19 protein-coding genes and 1 other annotated feature are annotated in these 20159 nt (G+C 37.1%); of the genes, 8 read left to right on the forward strand and 11 right to left on the reverse strand.

What is annotated here, in order from left to right; genetic code table 11:
• Positions 1 to 4 precede the first annotated feature (4 nt).
• From AB3X49_RS00825 to AB3X49_RS00845, 5 genes are all read left to right on the forward strand, one after another.
• Complete coding sequence (locus tag AB3X49_RS00825) at positions 5 to 2248, forward strand: spore germination protein (protein ID WP_367960148.1); 2244 nt, start codon at positions 5 to 7, stop codon at positions 2246 to 2248.
• 16 nt (positions 2249 to 2264) lie between these two features.
• Positions 2265 to 3359 carry a spore germination protein gene (locus tag AB3X49_RS00830; protein WP_367960150.1) on the forward strand — a complete coding sequence of 365 codons (1095 nt, stop codon included), beginning with the start codon at positions 2265 to 2267 and terminating at the stop codon, positions 3357 to 3359.
• Positions 3335 to 4414 carry a Ger(x)C family spore germination protein gene (locus AB3X49_RS00835; RefSeq protein ID WP_367960151.1) on the forward strand — a complete coding sequence of 360 codons (1080 nt, stop codon included), beginning with the start codon at positions 3335 to 3337 and terminating at the stop codon, positions 4412 to 4414. Before AB3X49_RS00830 ends, AB3X49_RS00835 begins: the two co-directional genes overlap by 25 nt.
• 93 nt (positions 4415 to 4507) lie before the next feature.
• Complete coding sequence (locus AB3X49_RS00840; protein ID WP_000038778.1) at positions 4508 to 4693, forward strand: hypothetical protein; 186 nt, start codon at positions 4508 to 4510, stop codon at positions 4691 to 4693.
• A gap of 97 nt (positions 4694 to 4790) precedes the next feature.
• Positions 4791 to 5213, forward strand: coding sequence for a pyrophosphohydrolase domain-containing protein (locus AB3X49_RS00845; RefSeq protein ID WP_002034433.1), 423 nt, complete (start codon positions 4791 to 4793; stop codon positions 5211 to 5213).
• 44 nt (positions 5214 to 5257) lie between these two features.
• On the opposite strand, the gene AB3X49_RS00850 is transcribed toward AB3X49_RS00845, so the two are convergent.
• Positions 5258 to 6352 carry a VrrB protein gene (locus AB3X49_RS00850; protein ID WP_367960152.1) on the reverse strand — a complete coding sequence of 365 codons (1095 nt, stop codon included), beginning with the start codon at positions 6350 to 6352 and terminating at the stop codon, positions 5258 to 5260.
• Positions 6353 to 6514: 162 nt separating this feature from the next.
• On the opposite strand from AB3X49_RS00850, the gene AB3X49_RS00855 reads away from it, so the two are divergent.
• Complete coding sequence (locus tag AB3X49_RS00855) at positions 6515 to 6940, forward strand: GNAT family N-acetyltransferase (protein ID WP_088293058.1); 426 nt, start codon at positions 6515 to 6517, stop codon at positions 6938 to 6940.
• A 27-nt stretch (positions 6941 to 6967) separates the two neighbouring features.
• On the opposite strand, the gene leuS is transcribed toward AB3X49_RS00855, so the two are convergent.
• The 10 genes from leuS to AB3X49_RS00905 form a co-directional block, all read right to left on the reverse strand.
• Positions 6968 to 9376: a leucine--tRNA ligase gene (gene leuS / locus AB3X49_RS00860; protein ID WP_367960153.1), complete on the reverse strand. Its 2409-nt coding sequence runs from the start codon at positions 9374 to 9376 to the stop codon at positions 6968 to 6970.
• A gap of 65 nt (positions 9377 to 9441) precedes the next feature.
• Positions 9442 to 9660, reverse strand: a binding site (T-box leader).
• Between the two features lie 198 nt (positions 9661 to 9858).
• Positions 9859 to 11052 (reverse strand): MDR family MFS transporter, encoded by a 1194-nt coding sequence (locus tag AB3X49_RS00865; RefSeq protein ID WP_002089089.1) that lies wholly within the window; start codon positions 11050 to 11052, stop codon positions 9859 to 9861.
• Between the two features lie 190 nt (positions 11053 to 11242).
• Positions 11243 to 12466 (reverse strand): cation:proton antiporter, encoded by a 1224-nt coding sequence (locus AB3X49_RS00870; protein ID WP_367960154.1) that lies wholly within the window; start codon positions 12464 to 12466, stop codon positions 11243 to 11245.
• 3 nt (positions 12467 to 12469) lie between these two features.
• Positions 12470 to 12967 carry a cation:proton antiporter regulatory subunit gene (locus tag AB3X49_RS00875; protein ID WP_367960156.1) on the reverse strand — a complete coding sequence of 166 codons (498 nt, stop codon included), beginning with the start codon at positions 12965 to 12967 and terminating at the stop codon, positions 12470 to 12472.
• A gap of 34 nt (positions 12968 to 13001) precedes the next feature.
• Complete coding sequence (locus AB3X49_RS00880; protein WP_002143468.1) at positions 13002 to 13568, reverse strand: tyrosine-type recombinase/integrase; 567 nt, start codon at positions 13566 to 13568, stop codon at positions 13002 to 13004.
• A gap of 345 nt (positions 13569 to 13913) precedes the next feature.
• Positions 13914 to 15773 (reverse strand): FtsX-like permease family protein, encoded by a 1860-nt coding sequence (locus AB3X49_RS00885; protein ID WP_367960157.1) that lies wholly within the window; start codon positions 15771 to 15773, stop codon positions 13914 to 13916.
• A 17-nt stretch (positions 15774 to 15790) separates the two neighbouring features.
• Positions 15791 to 16552: an ABC transporter ATP-binding protein gene (locus AB3X49_RS00890; protein ID WP_002129519.1), complete on the reverse strand. Its 762-nt coding sequence runs from the start codon at positions 16550 to 16552 to the stop codon at positions 15791 to 15793.
• Between the two features lie 276 nt (positions 16553 to 16828).
• Entirely contained in the window at positions 16829 to 17851 is a 1023-nt protein-coding gene (locus AB3X49_RS00895; RefSeq protein WP_367960158.1) for a DUF418 domain-containing protein, read from the reverse strand.
• A 136-nt stretch (positions 17852 to 17987) separates the two neighbouring features.
• Entirely contained in the window at positions 17988 to 18137 is a 150-nt protein-coding gene (locus AB3X49_RS00900; protein WP_001129345.1) for a hypothetical protein, read from the reverse strand.
• A gap of 15 nt (positions 18138 to 18152) precedes the next feature.
• Positions 18153 to 18416 (reverse strand): YtzC family protein, encoded by a 264-nt coding sequence (locus tag AB3X49_RS00905; protein ID WP_002089099.1) that lies wholly within the window; start codon positions 18414 to 18416, stop codon positions 18153 to 18155.
• A 111-nt stretch (positions 18417 to 18527) separates the two neighbouring features.
• On the opposite strand from AB3X49_RS00905, the gene mnmL reads away from it, so the two are divergent.
• Positions 18528 to 19487: a tRNA modification radical SAM protein MnmL/YtqA gene (gene mnmL, locus AB3X49_RS00910; RefSeq protein ID WP_367960159.1), complete on the forward strand. Its 960-nt coding sequence runs from the start codon at positions 18528 to 18530 to the stop codon at positions 19485 to 19487.
• Positions 19484 to 20056, forward strand: coding sequence for a tRNA 5-(aminomethyl)-2-thiouridylate-methyltransferase MnmM (gene mnmM, locus AB3X49_RS00915; RefSeq protein ID WP_044443962.1), 573 nt, complete (start codon positions 19484 to 19486; stop codon positions 20054 to 20056). The genes mnmL and mnmM overlap by 4 nt, the downstream gene beginning before the upstream one ends.
• Positions 20057 to 20159 lie beyond the last annotated feature (103 nt).

Genomic DNA, 20159 nt, shown 5'->3' on the forward strand with positions numbered 1-20159 from the left:
ACATATGATTTGGAATTGGTTACGTAAGAAAAAAAACTCAAATACAAAAGAGACAGATGATTCGAAACAACAGCCAGATGATCAAAAGGAACATAACAAAGATAAGAATGGCGAGCCAAAAAGTACGGAACAAACTGAGGATTCTTCTCAAAACAAGCAGCAAAGTTCTAAACAAGAGGATAATTCTCAAGACAAACAACAAAGTTCTAAACAAGGTGATTCTTCTCAAGACAAACAACAAAGTTCTAAGCAAGATGATTCTTCTCAAAACAAACAGCAAGGTTCTAAACAAGAGGATTCTTCTCAAGACAAACAGCAAAATTCTAAACAAGAGGATTCTTCTCAAGACAAACAGCAAAATTCTAAACAAGAGGATTCTTCTCAAAACAAACAGCAAAATTCTAAGCAAGAGGATTCTTCTCAAGACAAACAGCAAAGTTCTAAGCAAGAGGATAATTCTCAAAACAAGCAGCAAGATTCTAAACAAGAGGACTCTTCTCAAAACAAACAGCAAAATTCTAAGCAAGATGATAATTCTCAAAATAAACAGCAAAATTCTAAACAAGATGATAATTCTCAAAACAAGCAGCAAAACTCTAAGCAAGATGATTCTTCTCAAGACAAACAGCAAAATTCTAAACAAGATGATTCTTCTCAAGACAAACAGCAAAATTCTAAACAAGAGGATAATTCTCAAAGCAAACAGCAAAATTCTAAGCAAGATGATAATTCTCAAAACAAACAGCAAAGCTCAGGAAGTAACAGCATTTATGACTTTAGCAAACCAGAAAGTGACCATATTCATTCTCTACAAGATTTAATAGAGAAGATGAAACAGTCTAGTGACTTTGTTAATTACCATACATCTGACGATGAAACGATGCCTTATTGGATTTCTTACTATCGTCCTTCACTTGATGGTGAGAAATTGCAAAAGTATTTAATGCCTACTCTTTTGGAACGTCCTTGCGCTCCATTAGAAGAATTAAAAGAACATATTCCAATGAGTGGTATAACGATTACGAACGACTTACAAAAAATTGAGGACATGGTTTTAAAGGGACATGCAATTATTCAATTAAATCAGCAAGATCAAAAATGTATGCTTGCAAACATTGCAATTGATAATTATCGTGCACCAACTCCTCCATTAAACGAATCAACCGTTATCGGGCCACAAGAAGGATTCGTAGAAGATATTGATACGAATATTAATTTAGTACGAAAACGCCTTCCTGTTTTAGATTTACACACAAAAGAAATGATTATCGGTGAGTTTTCAAAAACAAAAGTTGTCATGATGTATTTAGACAACCTAGCTGAAAAAGATAATGTAGATTTTCTAGAGGAATCATTACGCGCTCTTGAATATGATCAAATTAATGATAGTGCTTATATACAAGAATTAATGGGTGAAAAGTCAATTTTCCCTCTCTATATAAATACAGAACGCACTGATAGAGTCACAAAAGCACTTATTGATGGGAAAATAGCTATTTTTGTTGATGGTTCTCCGAGCGTCCTATTAACACCTGTATCATATTTCGATTTTTTCATTTCGCCAGAAGACTATAACGTTTCTTGGCTGTACGCTACATTCTCAAGGATTTTAAGATTGATCGCTGTTCTATTCTCAATTTGTGCAACTCCATTATACGTTGCAGTTTTGAATTATCATTATGAATTAGTTCCGAGTGACTTACTTGAAACATTGATTTTATCAAGGGCTCAAGTACCATTTCCCCCTTTAATAGAAGCACTTTTCTTGGAACTTGCGATTGATTTATTAAGAGAAGCTGGCGCTCGATTACCTATGAAGGTCGGACAAACGCTCGGTATTGTAGGCGGTATCGTAATCGGGCAAGCGTCCGTGCAAGCTGGTTTAACGAGTAATATTTTATTAATTATCGTTGCCTTATCAGCGTTAGCTTCCTTTATTACGCCCATTTATAAAATGGGCAACGCCGTTCGTTTACTACGTTTCCCATTTCTCGCATTTGCAGAAATAGGTGGTCTATTTGGTATCTCTCTTGGGTTTATCTTTTTATTTACCCATTTGTTTAGACTTACTTCTTTACGTAAGCCGTACGCTCTCTTTTATCCAACGAGACAACAATCCTTTAAAGATTCTTGGATTCGTTTTCCATTAACAATGATTGATACACGAGATGTTCAAGCAAGACCGCAACACGTAAAGAAAGCAACTAATGGAATTTCTACGAAACATACGTCAGATTTTGATGATTAAGAAATGAGGTGCATCGATGAGTAAAATTAAAGCAGAACACCAAATATCACCCGTCTTCGTTTTCTTTTTAATTCACGGTGCACAATTCGGTGCCGGCGTCCTTGGGTTTGCCCGTATTATTGCTAAGGCTGCTGGATATGACGGTTGGATAGGAGTTCTCATCACAGGAATCATCATTCATATTCTCCTATGGATGATGTATTTCTTGTTAAAAGAAACAAACGGAAATTTAATTGATTTACAGCGACAAACGTTTGGAAAATGGCTAGGAAACGGCATTAATCTCATCTTTATAGCCTATTTTTTAACCGTCAGCATTTCTGTCATTCGAACATACGTTGAAATTATTCAAGTGTGGATGTTTCCTACCGCTTCAACTTGGATGTTAACACTCTTTTTATGCTTAGTTAGCTATTACATTATTTCTTCTGGATTTCGTGTAATTACTGGTATTTGCGTCATCTCTGCTGGTGGTACATTGGGATATTTATTTCTTAGCCTATTCGTTTTGAAATACTCACATTGGCCTAATTTACTACCTATTTTCACACATTCTTTTTCAGATATTTTAAAAGCCGCCCAGCTGTCAATCTACAGTATGACAGGGTTTGAGATTTATCTTATGATTTATCCATTTGTGAAAAATCCTAAGCAATCTCATAAGTCCGCTCAATACGGAGCACTATTTTCAAACCTTCTATATTTATTTAGTACACTTTTAGCCTTTTCGTTTTTTAGTGAAAAACAATTATCAAAAACAATATGGTCACAACTTTCCATGACCCAAGTAATCCAACTTCCTTTCATAGAAAGGCTAGAGTACATTGCAATCTCAGCTTACGCTCTCGTTATTGTTACAAGCTTCATTCTTCCTTTATGGGCTGCGACAAGAGGAACACACGAAGTATTTCGTGTAAAACAAAGAGGTGTTTTAATTACTTTTTTGCTCATTACCCTCATTGTTTCAGAGCTTTTAACGAACAGACACGATATTAATAATTTTATTAGTAATGCATCAAAAGTTAGTTTTTGGCTTATTTATGTATACATCCCAATTCTATTTATTATTGTGTGGGTGAAAAGAAAATGGAAAAAATCAAAAGAAAATTAATTCTTCTTTCTTGTATTAGCATCTTCAGTCTAACTGGTTGCTTACAAAAAAATATTATCGATGATGTCAACCTAATTCAAGGGACTGTTTTTGATACAGCAAAAGATAATAAAGTAAAAGTCACATTCGTTTGTCCTATACAGAAAAAAGGTAATAAAGTTCAAGTCTTTGAAGGAGTAGGAAACGCAGTAAAACAAGTAAAAGCAGACACATCTTTAGAGTCTTCTCAACCATTTGCCAGCGGACAAATGCGTGTTGCTCTATTTACTACAAGAATTGCTAAAAAAGGATTATCTACTTCCTTTGACACATTAATTCGAGATGTGAACATCGGGAACTCAATGTATGTCGGTCTATTAGAAGGAACTGGGATGGACTTACTAAAAGGTAAATATACAACATCATCTAACGTTGCCATTTATATAAAGAAAATGTTAGACCATAATATGCAAACAGGCCCTTTACCTACTGACAATCTACATCTAGGAGCCTATCGATATTATCGTGAAGGCCAAGATTCCTATTTACCAATCCTCAAAAAAGATAAAGATAAAATAAAAATTACTGGTATCGGACTTTTAAAAAGAGATAAATATGTTGGTAAAATTAACTATCACGATATGTTCGCCTTTAAAGGCTTATTGGAAAAACACCGCTTAGATTCACATGAATTTAAAGCAAACTCCGGATACACAATCATTAATAATATTCGCTCCGTCCCTACTTACCAAGTAAATATTAAAGACGGAAAACCATCATTTTTTATACACGTCAAACTAGAAGCACGTATTCAAGAAATCTCTAAACAGTTCAACTTAGATAATAAAAAGAACACAAAAAAAATAGAAAAATCAGTTGAAAAACAATTAGATGCAACAGCTAACAAACTAATTAAACAGTTTAAATCGTTAAATGTGGATCCACTCGGCCTTGGTGCAAGGTATAAAGAACATTATCGTCCATTTAAATTAGAAGAGTGGAGAAAAATGTACAAAGATGTTCCCATTACAATAAAATACACAGTTAACATTACAAATTCTGGCGTAATTGAATGATAATGATTGAACTCCTCCCTCCGGCATGATACAACGGAGAGAGGAGTTTTTCATTACCAAATATAGAGAGAAAAGATATTTACGGGGGAGCTTATGTCTAAAAAATTAGTAAAACCTATTTTAAATGGTATTTTATTTCTCGGCGTCTTTTTATTTGCTCATACATACTTAAAAAATGTTTCTTTCACACGTTATTTACTTGTCGTTATACCAATGCTACTCATCGGAATGTTTGGCATCGATCTTATTTTATCCATTTTAATTAAGAAAGAAGAATAACGAGCGAACATCTTATTTCTCATAAGATGTTTTTTTATTAAATAACTACCTTATGTTACAATAAACTTCGGCATAACGTAAGAAAGGATGAAACAACATGACAAACGAAAAAGGTTTAGATAAAGGATACGAACTTGTTGCAAAAATGCATGAAGAGTTCGGACATCCTGTGACAAGTACTCCAACAAAACTAACAGAAGAGCGTGCAAAAATTCGTGCTAGCTTTATGCAAGAAGAGTTAGAAGAATTTCTAGAAGCAACAACTGTTGAAGATCAATATGATGCACTTATTGACCTTATTTACTTTGCATTCGGAACGTTTGCAGAAATGGGCGTACGTCCAGATAAAGGATTTGAAATTGTAAACAATGCTAACATGGCAAAACTATTCCCTGATGGAAAGCCTCGATTCCGCGAGGGCGATGGCAAAATTATGAAGCCAGAAGGATGGCAAGCACCGGAACCACAACTTCGTGCGGAAATCGAACGTCAGCGCCAAGAAGCTGAAAAAAACTGCTAGGATCTCCTAGCAGTTTTTTATTATGTCTTTTTTCCTGCAATTCATTAATGACCCACGTGTCCCGCGTGTCCTGCTGCTCCTGCAGTACCAGCTGCTGCTCCTGCTGCAGTCCCTGCTCCAATTCCACCTGCCCAAGGCTGTTGTTGCTGCTGATATTGCTGTTGACCTTGGTGTTGCTGCTGACCATGCTGATGCTGTTGACCTTGGTGTTGCTGCTGACCATGCTGATGCTGTTGACCATGATGTTGATGTTGACCTTGGTGATGCTGTTGACCTTGGTGGTGATGTTGACCATGGTGGTGATGTTGACCATGGTGGTGATGTTGACCGTGGTGACCATGCTGCTGACCTTGATGAGTTTGATAAAGGACAGCCTGCGGATGAGCTTGGTGATGACCTTGGTGATGACCTTGGTGATGTACTTGTTGCTGATGGTGGCCTTGGTGATCATGCTGCTGACCTTGATGAGTTTGATAAAGAACAGCCTGCGGATGAATTTGGTGATGGCCTTGGTGCTGTACTTGTTGTTGATGATGACCGTGATGCTGTTGATGGCCATGATGTTGATGATGGCCGTGATGCTGTTGATGGCCATGATGCTGTTGATGACCGTGATGCTGTTGATGGCCGTGATGCTGTTGATGGCCATGATGTTGATGATGACCGTGGTGCACATGATGACCATGAACACCTTGAGGGAAGCCGCCGATTCCACCAGCTACAACACCAACGCCAGGTACAGGAAATCCTGTTTGTACGCCTCCAACGAAAGATGGGAATGTAGTTGGCATACCTACAGGAACTCCACCCTGTGCTCCCCCTACAAATGTTGGGAAGCCTGTTTGTGCTCCGGCTACCGACGTTGGAAATCCTCCCATTCCCCCCGGAAAGCCTGTTTGTGCTCCAGCTACTGATGTTGGAAACCCTCCCATTCCCCCTGGAAAGCCTGTTTGTGCTCCAGCTACTGATGTTGGAAATCCTCCCATTCCCCCTGGAAAGCCTCCTCCTGCTCCTCCCATCCACATTGGGATTTCTCCATATCCTTGCTGTCCAGCGCCCCCCATTAACATCATCTGTGCATAACCGTCTTCCTCACCTACCATAAAGCCATGCGGTGCATTATTATCCATTCCTTTCATTACTTTCACCTCTTCTTCTCATTTAGCCTACCTTTTTTATCATATTTTCTATAGAAGAATAGGTGTTTGTCTATATGGGAATTCCGCGCTTTTTTATTTGTTCTCCATTCGTGTTAAAAACAATTAACTGATTATTCATTCTAAAAGGAGGGCGTTGTATTGATGATCATAACAAATGCTGAAATAACTGATTTAGATTCAATCGGAGATATAGATATCGACGTGATTGGAAATGATAATAGACGAAATTATATTAAACGTGCTATTGACGAAGGAACCTGCATCATTGCAAAAGAGGACAATTCCATTTCTGGTTTTCTAACATACGATACAAATTTCTTTGGTTATACTTTCCTCTCATTAATCATTGTTTCGCCAACGAAAAGAAGACAAGGTCATGCAAGCTCATTAATCTCATATATGTTAAGACATTCTCCTACTCAAAAAATATTTTCTTCAACGAACAAATCGAATACAAATATGCAAAAAGTTTTTAAAGCAAATGGATTTATGCGTAGTGGAATGATCGAAAACTTAGATGAAGGTGATCCTGAGCTTATTTTTCACGCAAAAAAGCTCAGAGCATAAACGCTCTGAGCTTTTATTAATAATTAATTAGTTTGCAACAACGTTAACAAGTTTTCCAGGAACAACAATTACTTTACGAACTGTTTTTCCTTCAATTTGTTCTTTGATTGCCTCAAGTGCAAGTTGTTCCATTTCTTCTTTTGATGCGTCTTTACTCATTGTTAGTTTTGTGCGAACTTTGCCCATAATTTGAACAACGATTTCAACTTCATCTTCTACAAGTTTAGACTCATCAAATGTTGGCCAGCTTGCATATGTGATTGTTTCACTGTATCCAAGTTTGCTCCATAGTTCTTCCCCGATGTGAGGTGCAACTGGTGCAATCATTTTTACGAAACCTTCTACATATTCTTTCGGAAGTGTTTCAGCTTTGTATGCATCGTTGATGAATACCATCATTTGAGAAATCGCTGTGTTGAAGCGAAGCTCTGCATAGTCTTCTGTTACTTTCTTCACTGTTTGGTGGTAAGCTTTTTCAAGATCTTTGTTTGGTGCATCAGTAATTTTCTCACTTAATTCACCATTCTCTTGAATGAATAGGCGCCATACGCGGTCTAGGAAGCGACGAGCTCCGTCAAGACCATTTTCAGACCAAGCGATTGAAGCATCTAATGGTCCCATGAACATTTCGTATAGACGAAGTGTATCTGCACCGTGGCTTGCTACGATATCATCAGGATTTACAACGTTACCTTTTGATTTACTCATTTTCTCGTTGTTTTCACCTAAGATCATACCTTGGTTGAATAATTGTTGGAACGGTTCTTTCGTTGGAACTACACCGATATCATATAATACTTTATGCCAGAAACGAGCATATAGTAAGTGAAGTACAGCGTGCTCTGCTCCACCGATATAAATATCAACTGGAAGCCATTGTTTTACTTTTTCAGGGTCTACAAGTGCTTCGCTGTTGTTTGGATCGATGTAGCGTAGATAGTACCAGCAGCTACCAGCCCATTGTGGCATTGTATTTGTTTCACGACGACCTTTTTTACCAGTTTCAGGATCAACAACATTTACCCACTCTTCAATGTTTGCAAGTGGTGATTCACCTGTACCTGAAGGACGAATATTCTCTGTTTTCGGAAGAACTAATGGTAATTCTTCTTCTTTCACAGCTGTCATTGTACCATCTTCCCAATGGATTACTGGAATTGGCTCACCCCAGTAACGTTGGCGACTAAATAACCAGTCACGTAGACGGTACGTTACTTTTTGATTTCCTGCGCTTGTTACTTCAAGCCACTCAATCATTTTTACAATTGCTTCTTCTTTATTTAAACCATCAAGGAATGCTGAGTTTACGTGCGCACCATCACCTGTATATGCTTCTTTCGAAATGTCTCCGCCTTTTACAACTTCCTTCATTGGAAGATTGAACGTTGATGCAAATTCATAGTCACGCTCATCGTGAGCTGGAACTGCCATTACAGCACCTGTTCCGTAAGTTGCAAGAACATAATCAGCGATCCAGATTGGTAATTTCTTACCATTTACTGGGTTAACTGCGTAAGCACCAGTGAATACACCAGTTTTCTCTTTCGCAAGTTCTGTACGCTCTAGGTCACTCTTCATTTTTACAGAATTAATGTAAGCTTCTACAGCTTCTTTTTGTTCTGGTGTTGTAATATTAGCAACAAGTGCATGCTCTGGAGCCAGTACACAGTAGCTTGCTCCAAATAGTGTATCAGGACGCGTTGTGAAAACTGTGAACTTCTCATCTGTACCGTCGATGTTGAAGTGTACTTCTGCACCTTCAGAACGGCCGATCCAGTTACGTTGCATGTCTTTTAAGCTTTCTGGCCAATTAAGCTCATCTAGATCTTCTAATAGACGATCTCCGTAAGCTGTAATTTTTAACATCCACTGTCTCATCGGACGACGCTCAACTGGATGTCCACCGCGCTCACTCTTACCGTCAATGATTTCTTCGTTTGCAAGTACTGTACCAAGTGCTGGGCACCAGTTTACAGGTACTTCATCAACGTAAGCTAAACCTTTTTCAAATAGTTTTAGGAAGATCCATTGTGTCCACTTGTAGTAGGTTGGATCTGTTGTATTTACTTCACGATCCCAATCGTAAGAGAAGCCTAATGCTTTAATTTGATTACGGAACGTATTAATATTAAGCTCTGTAAATTCAGCCGGGCTGTTCCCAGTATCAAGTGCATATTGCTCTGCTGGAAGACCGAATGCATCCCATCCCATTGGATGAAGAACGTTATATCCTTGCATACGCTTCATACGAGATAAAATATCTGTCGCTGTATAACCTTCTGGATGACCTACGTGTAAGCCTGCACCTGATGGATATGGGAACATATCTAGTGCATAAAATTTTGGTTTTTCTGTTTCATCTGGCGTACGGAATGTTTTATTCTCTTCCCAATGCCCTTGCCACTTCTTCTCAATTTCTTGATGATTAAAGCTCATGAGATACCCTCCTTGAAATTCTATTTATTTTCACCGCCCAAAATACAAAAAACCTCTCATCCCTAGAAAGGGACGAGAGGTTATAGATTCCCGCGGTACCACCCTAAATTAATGTAATAAATACATTCGCTTAGATCCGTAACGTGGATTAACGGCAATTGCTACTAATGATTTCACAACTGCAACTCAAAGGCGAGTTCATAACGAAACGTGGATTGACTTGCACCGACCGTCAACTCTCTAAACCAGCTTCTATTACTACTACTCCTTCTCACTGTTATTACAAATATGAGTTAATGTGAACTACCCACCACTTAGTATCTCTTAAGAGCCTACTTGAAGCGAGGGCTTCTCGGTTAATCGTTACTCTTGCTAACTAACGAATTCGTCTTAGGACAGCCGAGCTAACTCCCTTGTTCCAAAGGATATTTTATTACTATTTATTTAAATATATTCTAAAACATGTTGCATGTTCCGTCAAACTAAACTGCAATTTTTTCTTCAACTGTTTCTTCTACTTTTACTCGTCTATCATAAATACTCGTTGCTATAAGCGCTACTACAAGCATTACCATGATCGCAATAAACAATACTTCCATATTGTATAAGTCAACAATCGCTCCGCCAACGACCGGTCCGAACATTTTCCCTACAGTCGCTGCGCTATTTACAACACCTTGATAAAATCCTAGCTTATCTTTCGGTGCAAGTATATTTGCGATGGTCGGAACTGCCGGCCATACGAATAATTCACCAATTGTTAATGTCACCATCGCAACGAGAAACATCGTAAATTGCTGCGCTTGGCTTAAAACAATAAACGACGCCGCAAAAATGACGATTCCAATCATAATTTGTTGTTTTAAAGAACGCTTCATCCAGCGAATTAACATACTAACAAGTGGCTGCGCACAAACAATCATCGCCCCGTTTATCGTCCATAATAAACTATAATGGCGGAGGCTAATATCTAATTCTCGCATATGAGTCGCAATTGCCCCTTGCCACTGTACGTATGTAACCCAGCATAAAGCATATGCTACACATACGATTAGAAGCGCTTTGAAGCCAGGTGTAAGTGACCAACCTTTTTTCGTTTCGGCTTCTTTTTGTACCTCTTGCTCTTTTTTTGCTTCCATACCACGAAATCCAATAAACGCAATTAAGAAGAAAATAAAATATAAAATAAAGTTCGCTAAGAAAATATAATCAAAACGATAAGACGCAACTAATCCACCACACGCTGTTCCAATCGCAATCCCAACGTTTTGTCCAACATACATTGCATTGAACGCTCGTCTCCCGCCTTCTGGCCAAACCGTACCGACCATCGCATACATCGATGGAAACACCATTCCAGAACCGAATCCGATTAATGCTAGCCACACAACATATAATGGCCAACCATGGAAAAATACAAGACCTAAAATCGATACAAGTGTAATGACAATCCCTACTAAAATTGATTTATAACCGCCCCATTTATCAAATAAAACACCGCCGAGCAAGTTTCCGATTACACCAGTAAGCGAGTTGATCATTAATACCATTCCGGCTACTGATAAAGATTTCCCTAAACTATCATGTAAGTAAATTGTATTAAAAGGCCATAAAAAAGAAGCACCCGTGACATTAATAATCATCCCAGCTACTAATAGCCATACTTTCCTTGGCATAGTCTCCCCTCCTATTCTCTTTTTTTCGTTCATATATATAACAGTAAAATTGTAGTCGTTTTTAAATAGGAAGGCAACTGATTAATAGTTGATGAAATTCAGATAATAGCACAAAGACGATTAGAATGTATTCTAATCGTCTTTGTAAAATATTAATCTATAAATAATGGAATCGTTCCCTCGCGAAAGGTTATCCAACTTCCTTTTTACGTTTTGCACTTTCTTTAGCACTCCATTTAAATATTTTGTCTAGTAGAGAGTATATTCTCCCAGACTCCTTCGTTAATAATGGCCCTAGCGACGCCAATATTAAAACATATAAAGCTGAGAATGGTTTAATCGTTGCCATTAAGCCACCCGCTATTCCGAGATTCGCGACAATAATGGAGAATTCCCCACGTGATATAAGTGTTAAACCGATATTCGTAGAAGCCTTATGCGATAACCCGGCTTTACGCCCTGCAATCATTCCAGCTGTAAAATTACCGATGAGAGTAATGAAAACTGCTCCTAATGCCAACCATACTGCTCCTCCAAGCGAAAACGGATCTATTCTTAAACCGAAGCTGAAGAAAAATATAGCTCCAAAGAAATCACGAAACGGGACGACGAGATGCTCGATCCGGTCACTATGCTCTGTTTCTGAAAAGACGAGTCCTAACAATAAAGCCCCAATCGCTTCCGCAACATGAATTGTTTCTGAAAATCCTGCTACAAAGAATAAAATAGCGAATATTACGATAATAAAAATTTCGTTTGACGAAATATCTAATACTTTATTTAGAAACGGCGTAGCTTTTCTAGCGATTACAAAGAATAGTAGCATATACCCTACCGCGATTAACACCGATGTAAGAGCACCTACAAATGATGTTGCACCACCGAGTACTAACCCTGAAACGACTGATAAATATACAGCTAAAAAGATATCATCAAACATAATGATTCCTAATATTAATTCAGTCTCTTTATTACCAGATCTTCTTAAATCAACAATTACTTTTGCAACAATTGCACTCGATGAAATTGTAATGATTCCAGCAATAATTAACGTCTCTAATAAGGGGAAGCCCATAACATATCCATAAAGTAAACCTAATATGAAATTAAGCGATATATGAACACTACCCCCAAAAGCAATCGACTTTCCTGATTTAATTAATTTTTTTATTGAGAATTCTAAACCTAAATAGAATAAGAGGAATATAACGCCAACACGGCCGAGGAAGGAAATAATTTCTCCGCTTTCAATAAACCTTAAATCGATAAGTCCTAAATCTGGGGCATGAGGCCCCACTAACATACCGAGTATAATGAGAAACGGAATAATCGAGAACTTTAACTTCGCAGCGAGGATAGCTGCAAAAGCTACTAATACTAACGCAGTTCCAACTTCAAAGATTAAAGTATCCATCGATTAGGAATCACCTCCTGCTGAAAGCAATTCATTAATAATTCTTTTCACTTCATGTCTTTCACCCGACAATACGAGCATATCGCCAGCTTCAATAATAGAATCTGGGCCTGGATTAAAGAACTTCTTCATATTCTTTTTCAAAATAGCAATGATTGTTACGTTATATGTTTTTCTAACGTGTAAGCTACCAATTGTTTTTTGTACCACTGATGCGTTATTTTCTACTTTAAACCATTCAATTGATAATCCTTCAAAAGCCATCTCAATCGTGTCTAAAGCTTGTGGCCTATATACCATCCCGCCTAATATAGCCGCAATTTGTCTCGCTTCAGAATCACGAAGAGAAATGCTTGAAATACTCTCATCGTGATCCGCATCAAAATGATACATTTCTCTTCGGCCATCATCATGAATAACGATAACCATTTTTTCATTACCTTTTGTTATCACTTCGAATTTACATCCAATGCCCGGTAGTTCACTCTCTCTAATATTCATATTTTCCGCCTCCTAAAGTTTTTAGTTACGGCTTTTACAAATCTACATCAATCTCTGTTTTAAACTTCTCATCTTTTGAGATTCCTAAATACTTTAACGTTTCTGACGGAGTCGCGTGATGAAAATGTTTTTGCAATAGCGCAATCGCTATTCCTCTTTTGTACGCATGAAATCCAAATGTTTTTCGCATTGAATTCGTTCCAATCTTTCCAACAATCCCAACCGCTTCAGCTGCGCTATGGATAACACGATACGCTTGTTGGCGCGAGATTGAATTTGTCGTTTTATTAGATTGAAATACGTAGTTTTCTCTTTGAGCATCAATAGATTGTACGTAATCTAAAAGGGCTTCTTTTACTTTTGTATTTAAATAAATATCTTGTTTAAATTTTTCATCTTTCACAGGAAGAGAATAAAACTCTTTAACAGTCTTATCTTCATTTAATACCTCTTCAAATTTCATACTAAGTAGCTCAGTGATCTTTAATCCAGTGTTAATTCCAATAACAAATAAAAGATAATCTCGCTGCGAGTGCTCTTTTAAATACTTTTTCATAGCCTCAATTTGGCTTATATCTTTTAATGCCTCTACAACTTCCATACATGTATCTCCTCATCTTATGAACGGTAATTTTCTCATTATCCTGTCCATTTTACCTTATCATGCTATGAGATTTCCATGTATTATCCATTATTTTCACAATATACTCTTACGACAATTTTTCATTTGGAAATTTATGATTGTACAAATACGGTGTGGGTAGAAAAAATAGGGGGAGTACAAGTTCAGCTTCTTTCTACAGATCGGATTCCTCCTTTCATTTTTCGGTTGCTGATACTTTCACATTATGTTACTTATTTACATTATATTATATATTTCAGTAACATTAAAGTGTTTTTTCTGAAAATATAAAAAGCCGAGCACTTTCACTCGGCTTTTTACCTATTAATCTTCTTTTGGAAGAACAATTCCTTTATACAATTGAACTGTAATGAAGTAATAAATCGCATAAATAACTACGAAAATTACGATTGGTACCCAAATACGGAAGTAAGGATCCATTAAAATAAATCCGAAAATATTCATACCAACTAATACGTGAGCGATCCCCACAATTGCTGGGAATAAGAATACTAAGAATAATTCTTTATAAATCGATTTCGCTAATAACTCACGACGCACACCGATTTTGCGAAGCATTTGATAACGCGTAATATCTTTTGATGCACCAGAAAGAATTTTAAACATTAAACAACTTGCCATCATTGCTAAGAACGCAATTCCAAGGAAGAATCCCATAAATACTGTTCCACTCGCAATGCCGTAGAATCCATTGTAAGATTGATATTTACTATCTAATCTTTCAGCTTTTACATTTTTATATTTAACTAGCTGCAACTCGTCAAGTTTTTTCCATTCTTTTGTGTATGCTACAAAATCGTCTGTTTTTCCAGTAACTACGATTCCTTCTTTACCATTTACAGTATCGTACATTTTCTGATCTACAATTTTAATTGCATGATCTTCATATAGATAAAATGGCTGAATTGTTCTGAAAGCCTCGTTCCATTCTTCTGGAAGTTCTTTAGCACTCGCATCTTTTTCATTCATTTCTCTAGAAACTGCACCTACTGGTAGTTCCTCTGAAACTTTCTTTGTTTTTCCTAAATCCTTCATACTTTCCATCTGTTTTGTATCTTGTACGAAAGGAGGGTTTTTCTCTAAATCTTCTTTTACATAATAAACGTATTTATTATCAACTTTGTAACGATATTCATTTTTCTCTTTAAATGTAATACCATCTAAAATTTTCTTTTCTTCAGCTGTTGGGTTATGAATAACTGAATCATATATTACTAAACCATCAACCATTTTTATAACGTTATTTTTAAACGCCATACCACCTGAAATTGCACCCGCTCCAAGAGCAACTAACATCGCTACTGTTGCAAGCACTTTCGTTAAACTATTAATACGGAAGTTTAATTGTGCAAATGTAAAAGCGTTAAGTCCTTTTTCACTACGTTTTTTATTGCTCTTTAACTTTTTAATAATAACTGGGAGAAGTGATCCAAATAGCATGTAAGTACCAGCTGTTGTTGTAATTAATGCAATAAGGATTCCCATTTCTCTTAACTTGTCCATATAAATCATAGATGCATAGCCAATACCTAATAAAATAACGGCAAGAAATGCAACTACACCTGTCATTTTTCCTTTTACTGCAACACGTTCTGTTTGTGCATCTGCATGTACAAGTTGCAGTACTGAAATACGTGATAACTTAATACTGTTCATAATTGCTGATAATACAAATAATGCAAAGAAGAAAATGCAAGTAACAGTCATAGATGGTAGATAAAATGCCTTATAGCCTTCACCAGCAAATTCTAATTGTTTCATTAATAACTGTCCGATACCTTCTGCAAGTCCTACACCAACTGTAAGTCCAATCGCAAGAGACGCAGCACCTAATACAATCGTTTCAATAAACATAAGTAATGTAACTTTATGCTTTTTTGCACCTAACATCATGTACATACCAAACTCTTTTTGACGAAGAGATAATAAGAACGAGTTTGCATATAAAATGTAGAAGAACGTTATAATTGCTAATAAAAATGAACCTGCTTGGAATACGAAACCAATAGACTTAATAACAGAATTGGATTCGATAAACGCTTTATTCAGCGCTAACGTTTGGAACATATAAAAAATTGAAATCGACATGACAAGACCAACAAGTAAGACAATATAATCTTTCAGCTTACTCTTTAGCCCTGACATGGAAAGTTTAAATAACATGCCCTAGACCTCCCTTCTTACGCTTTTTGTGTGCCTAAGTCCGCAAGCACATCTAAAATTTCTTTATAAAATTCTTCACGCGTACCACCGCGGTGAATTTCTTTATATAGCTCACCATCTTGAATGAATAAAATACGCTGACAGTAACTTGCACTATATGGATCATGCGTAACCATCATAATAGATACGCCTTGTTCTTCATTTAAGTTTGTCATCGCATCAAGTAAACTTGCTGCATTTTTCGAATCAAGAGCTCCTGTTGGCTCGTCTCCTAAAATAATTGCCGGCTCATGCACTAGTGCACGCGCTGCTGCTGAACGTTGTTTCTGTCCACCGGATACTTCAGTTGGATACTTTTGAAGAATTTCTGTAATCCCTAACATATCCGCTACTTTCTCTACTTTCGGTCCAATATTACGTGATGAAACACCTTGAAGTGAAAGTGGAAGTGCAATGTTCTCATAAATAGATAAGTTCTCTAATAAGTTGAAGTCTTGGAAAATGAATCCTAACTTTTGCGAACGGAAATCAGAGAGCTCACCTTGCTTCATTTTCGTAATGTCCGTACCCGCAATTTCAACAACGCCACCCGTTGCTTTATCAAGCGTCGAAATTACATTTAATAATGTCGTTTTACCAGAACCAGATGGTCCCATAATACCAACAAATTCACCCTCTTGAATTGAGAATGAAACACCCTTTAACGCATGTGATTGGTTCTCACCTTTTTTACCGTACACTTTTTGAACGTTTTTCACGTCTACAACTGGTTTCGTCATATATATCCTCCTACGCTTGTTTTCCCATTACCTATTTTGCGCCTTTTGGAGGTGAACTGCTATTTATTAACATTACAATTACCTTACACTTTTGTAATATAAAAAAGGTGCGCTTGTAAGGTAAGCTTTTTCTTTTTGATCAACTTCGTTGGTAATTGAAATTTTATAGGTGATTTTTCAAATATATCGGCGATTCGACAAGGAATATCGATTTACCGACAAAAGATGACGATAAAAATAGGCTGTTTCGCATGTGGAACAGCCTATTTCCTACTCTTATTTCTTTAAAGGCGTTACCGTCCAATACGTAATAACACGCCAAATCCATTCTAATGGACCCATTTTAAAGGTTTTCATCCAAATCACACTGAAAATAATTTGAATTGCATAAATTGCGATACACACATATAGCGTCTGCATGTACGTTAAGTTTCCTGCAAAATTAAATACACTGCCTGCAATTAAAATCATTGCAGTTTGTCCAATATAATTTGTTAAAGCCATACGACCATAATATTTCAGTGGCGCTAACAAAGTTTGAACTGGTTTTAATTGAAGTAGCAAAATTAATGCTCCGACATAGAAAGCTGAAATAATTGGTCCAACTGTAACACCAATTTTTAAAAACTGACCTGCAGCATCCATTGTTCCATCCTCAGTCATAAGTATCATATTTACAAATGGATTAGCAGGAACGTGCCCATATTGATACCATAAAGCTATCACACTTAAAACAAACATAGCTCCTGTAAAAATAGCGACTTGCTTTATTTTCGCTGAAAGATTTTCAAATACTTTGTACTGTCCTGCAGCAAGACCTAATAAAATTAAACCTAATGGTAATAATTCCTTAGCTGCCATAATACTAAAAACTATCGTAAGAATAAGACCGATTACTAAATTTATTTGCTTCTTCACTTTATAAAATGGTAAAGTGACTAATCCACAAATTGCGTATAACGCTAGTGCTTCCCCAGGCTGAAACATTTGATGAATCAAACCAAAAATAAATAATGCAACTAAGCGGCGTAGAAATAGAACATATCCATTCTTCCCTTTCGCAATTGCTCTTGTAATGAAGATATAGAATCCTACTCCAAATAAGAATGAAAAGATTGAGAAGAAACGACCTTCTACAAATAAGTATAGAAACCTTTGATAACTTGCATCCACTGTACTAGGATCTGGAACTTTAATATTCAGTAGTGCAAGAATATTTACTAAAATAATCCCCAGTAATGCGAAGCCACGAATGTAATCTAGCTCATCAATTCGTTTGTTGGTAATATTGTTCCCCATAATGCAACTCCTTGTCCTAAATTAAATCCTCCCTTACTCTACTGGAAAAGTAAGCTTACAACTATCGACAAACCTTACAGAAATCTTACATTATTGTCATATAACAAAATAAAACCAGGTCATATTGCGACCTGGTTTACTCTGATTGCTTCGATCTTTGAGGTTGTCCCTTTTTACTATTACGCTGTTTTACTTGAACAACTGGATCAAGTTCATTTGAAAACTCAGCGTTATGTCCATTTTGCGTTTTTTGCTCTGGATTATTTTGATCTGAACGTTTCGCCATTACATTCACTCCTTATTAGTGCGGTGTAATAATCATTTGATGTTGCAATTGGCGAATTGCCATACGTGCTCTATTTAATTGCTCACGTTGCTCATCATTCGCATGTTGTTGCATCGTTTGTAAATCATTATATGCTTGTTCTAATTGCAACTGAGCATCCGAATACTCCATCGTATTGTAATGCTCCTGTCTCATGCCTTGGTCTAATTGTTCTTTCGCATATTCCACCGCTTGTTCTGCCTGTGTAATATACTCTTCAAGTGATTGACGCTCTGCCATAATTGTCCCTCCTTGCTTCAATTCCCCTTTAGTGTGTCCCTTCCATATGAACCTTATGAGTATGTTATAATGGATTTTGTTTCATTTTGACTCGTCTTAGGAGGGAAAATAATGAAGGTTCAAAACCCTTTTCCATATACAAATGACAATAAACGTTATCATACATGGAATTACCACTTACGAAATGAATTTGGTAAAAAAATCTTTAAGGTTTCATTAGATGCTGGCTTCGATTGCCCGAACCGTGACGGTACAGTCGCTTACGGCGGCTGCACGTTTTGTAGTGCTGCTGGATCTGGTGACTTCGCTGGCGATCGCCGCGATGATGTTATAACGCAATATCATGAAATGAAAGAAAAAATGCACTCAAAGTGGAAAGACGGAAAATGTATCGCTTATTTTCAGGCTTACACAAATACACATGCACCACTTGAAGTGTTAAAAGAAAAATTCGAACCGCTTCTAGCAGAAAAAGACGTTGTCGGTCTTTCTATCGCAACTCGTCCAGATTGTTTACCAGACGATGTCGTTGAATATTTAGCGGACTTAAATAAACGTACGTACCTTTGGGTTGAACTCGGACTACAAACTGTTCATGAACGCACTGCAAATCTTATTAACCGTGCTCACGATTATCCATCTTATGTGGAAGGCGTAAATAAATTACGCAAACATGGCATTAGAGTTTGCTCTCATATTATTAACGGTCTTCCACTTGAAGATTACGACATGATGATGGAAACAACTCGTGAAGTAGCGAAGCTTGACGTACAAGGAATTAAAATTCATTTACTTCATTTATTAAAAGGAACGCCAATGGTGAAGCAATATGAAAAAGGACAACTCGAGTTCCTTTCTCTTGAAGATTACGTAAGTCTCGTTGTTGACCAACTTGAAATTATTCCAGAAGATGTAATTGTGCACCGCATCACAGGTGACGGTCCGCCTGATTTAATGATTGGCCCAATGTGGAGCTTAAATAAATGGGAAGTATTAAATTCCATCGATGCAGAATTTGTACGCCGCGGAAGCTGGCAAGGAAAATATGCAAATGAGGAGAAACAAAAATGAAATTAGAACGTGTATTACCGTTTGCTCGCTCGCTGCTGCAAACAGCAGTAAAAGAAGGCGATTACGCTGTAGATGCAACGCTCGGCAATGGACATGATACTTGCTTCCTAGCTGAAATCGTTGGAGATAGTGGAAAAGTATTTGGATTTGATATTCAAAAAGAGGCAATTGAAAGCTCTACTATCCACCTAAAAGAAAAGGAACTTTTCGAACGTACTGTTTTAGTTCACGACAGTCACGACACACTCTTATCCGTATTACCAGAAGACGCAAAAGGAAAAGTAACAGGCGCTATTTTCAACTTAGGTTACCTTCCTGGTGGTGACAAGCATATCGTTACAAAACCGAACTCAACAATCTCGGCGATCGAGCAATTATTAGAAGTAATGGCACCTGAAGGTATCATCGTCCTTGTCATTTACCACGGACATCCAGAAGGACAAGTAGAACGCGACGCTGTTCTCAAATTTGCAGAAGAACTCGACCAAAAACAAGCTCACGTACTACGATACGGCTTCATTAACCAGCAAAATAACCCACCATTTATTGTGGCGATTGAGAAGCGATAAAATATATCAACGATTTTGTCGATATATCGACTTATCGACAAAACATAACAAAAAAAGACGTGCACTCATTGCACGTCTTTTTCTTATTCTCCTATATAATGGA

Origin of the sequence: Bacillus sp. C30 (genome assembly GCF_040838255.1) — a bacterium.
In the GTDB taxonomy this organism is placed as follows: Bacteria; Bacillota; Bacilli; order Bacillales; family Bacillaceae_G; genus Bacillus_A; species Bacillus_A mycoides.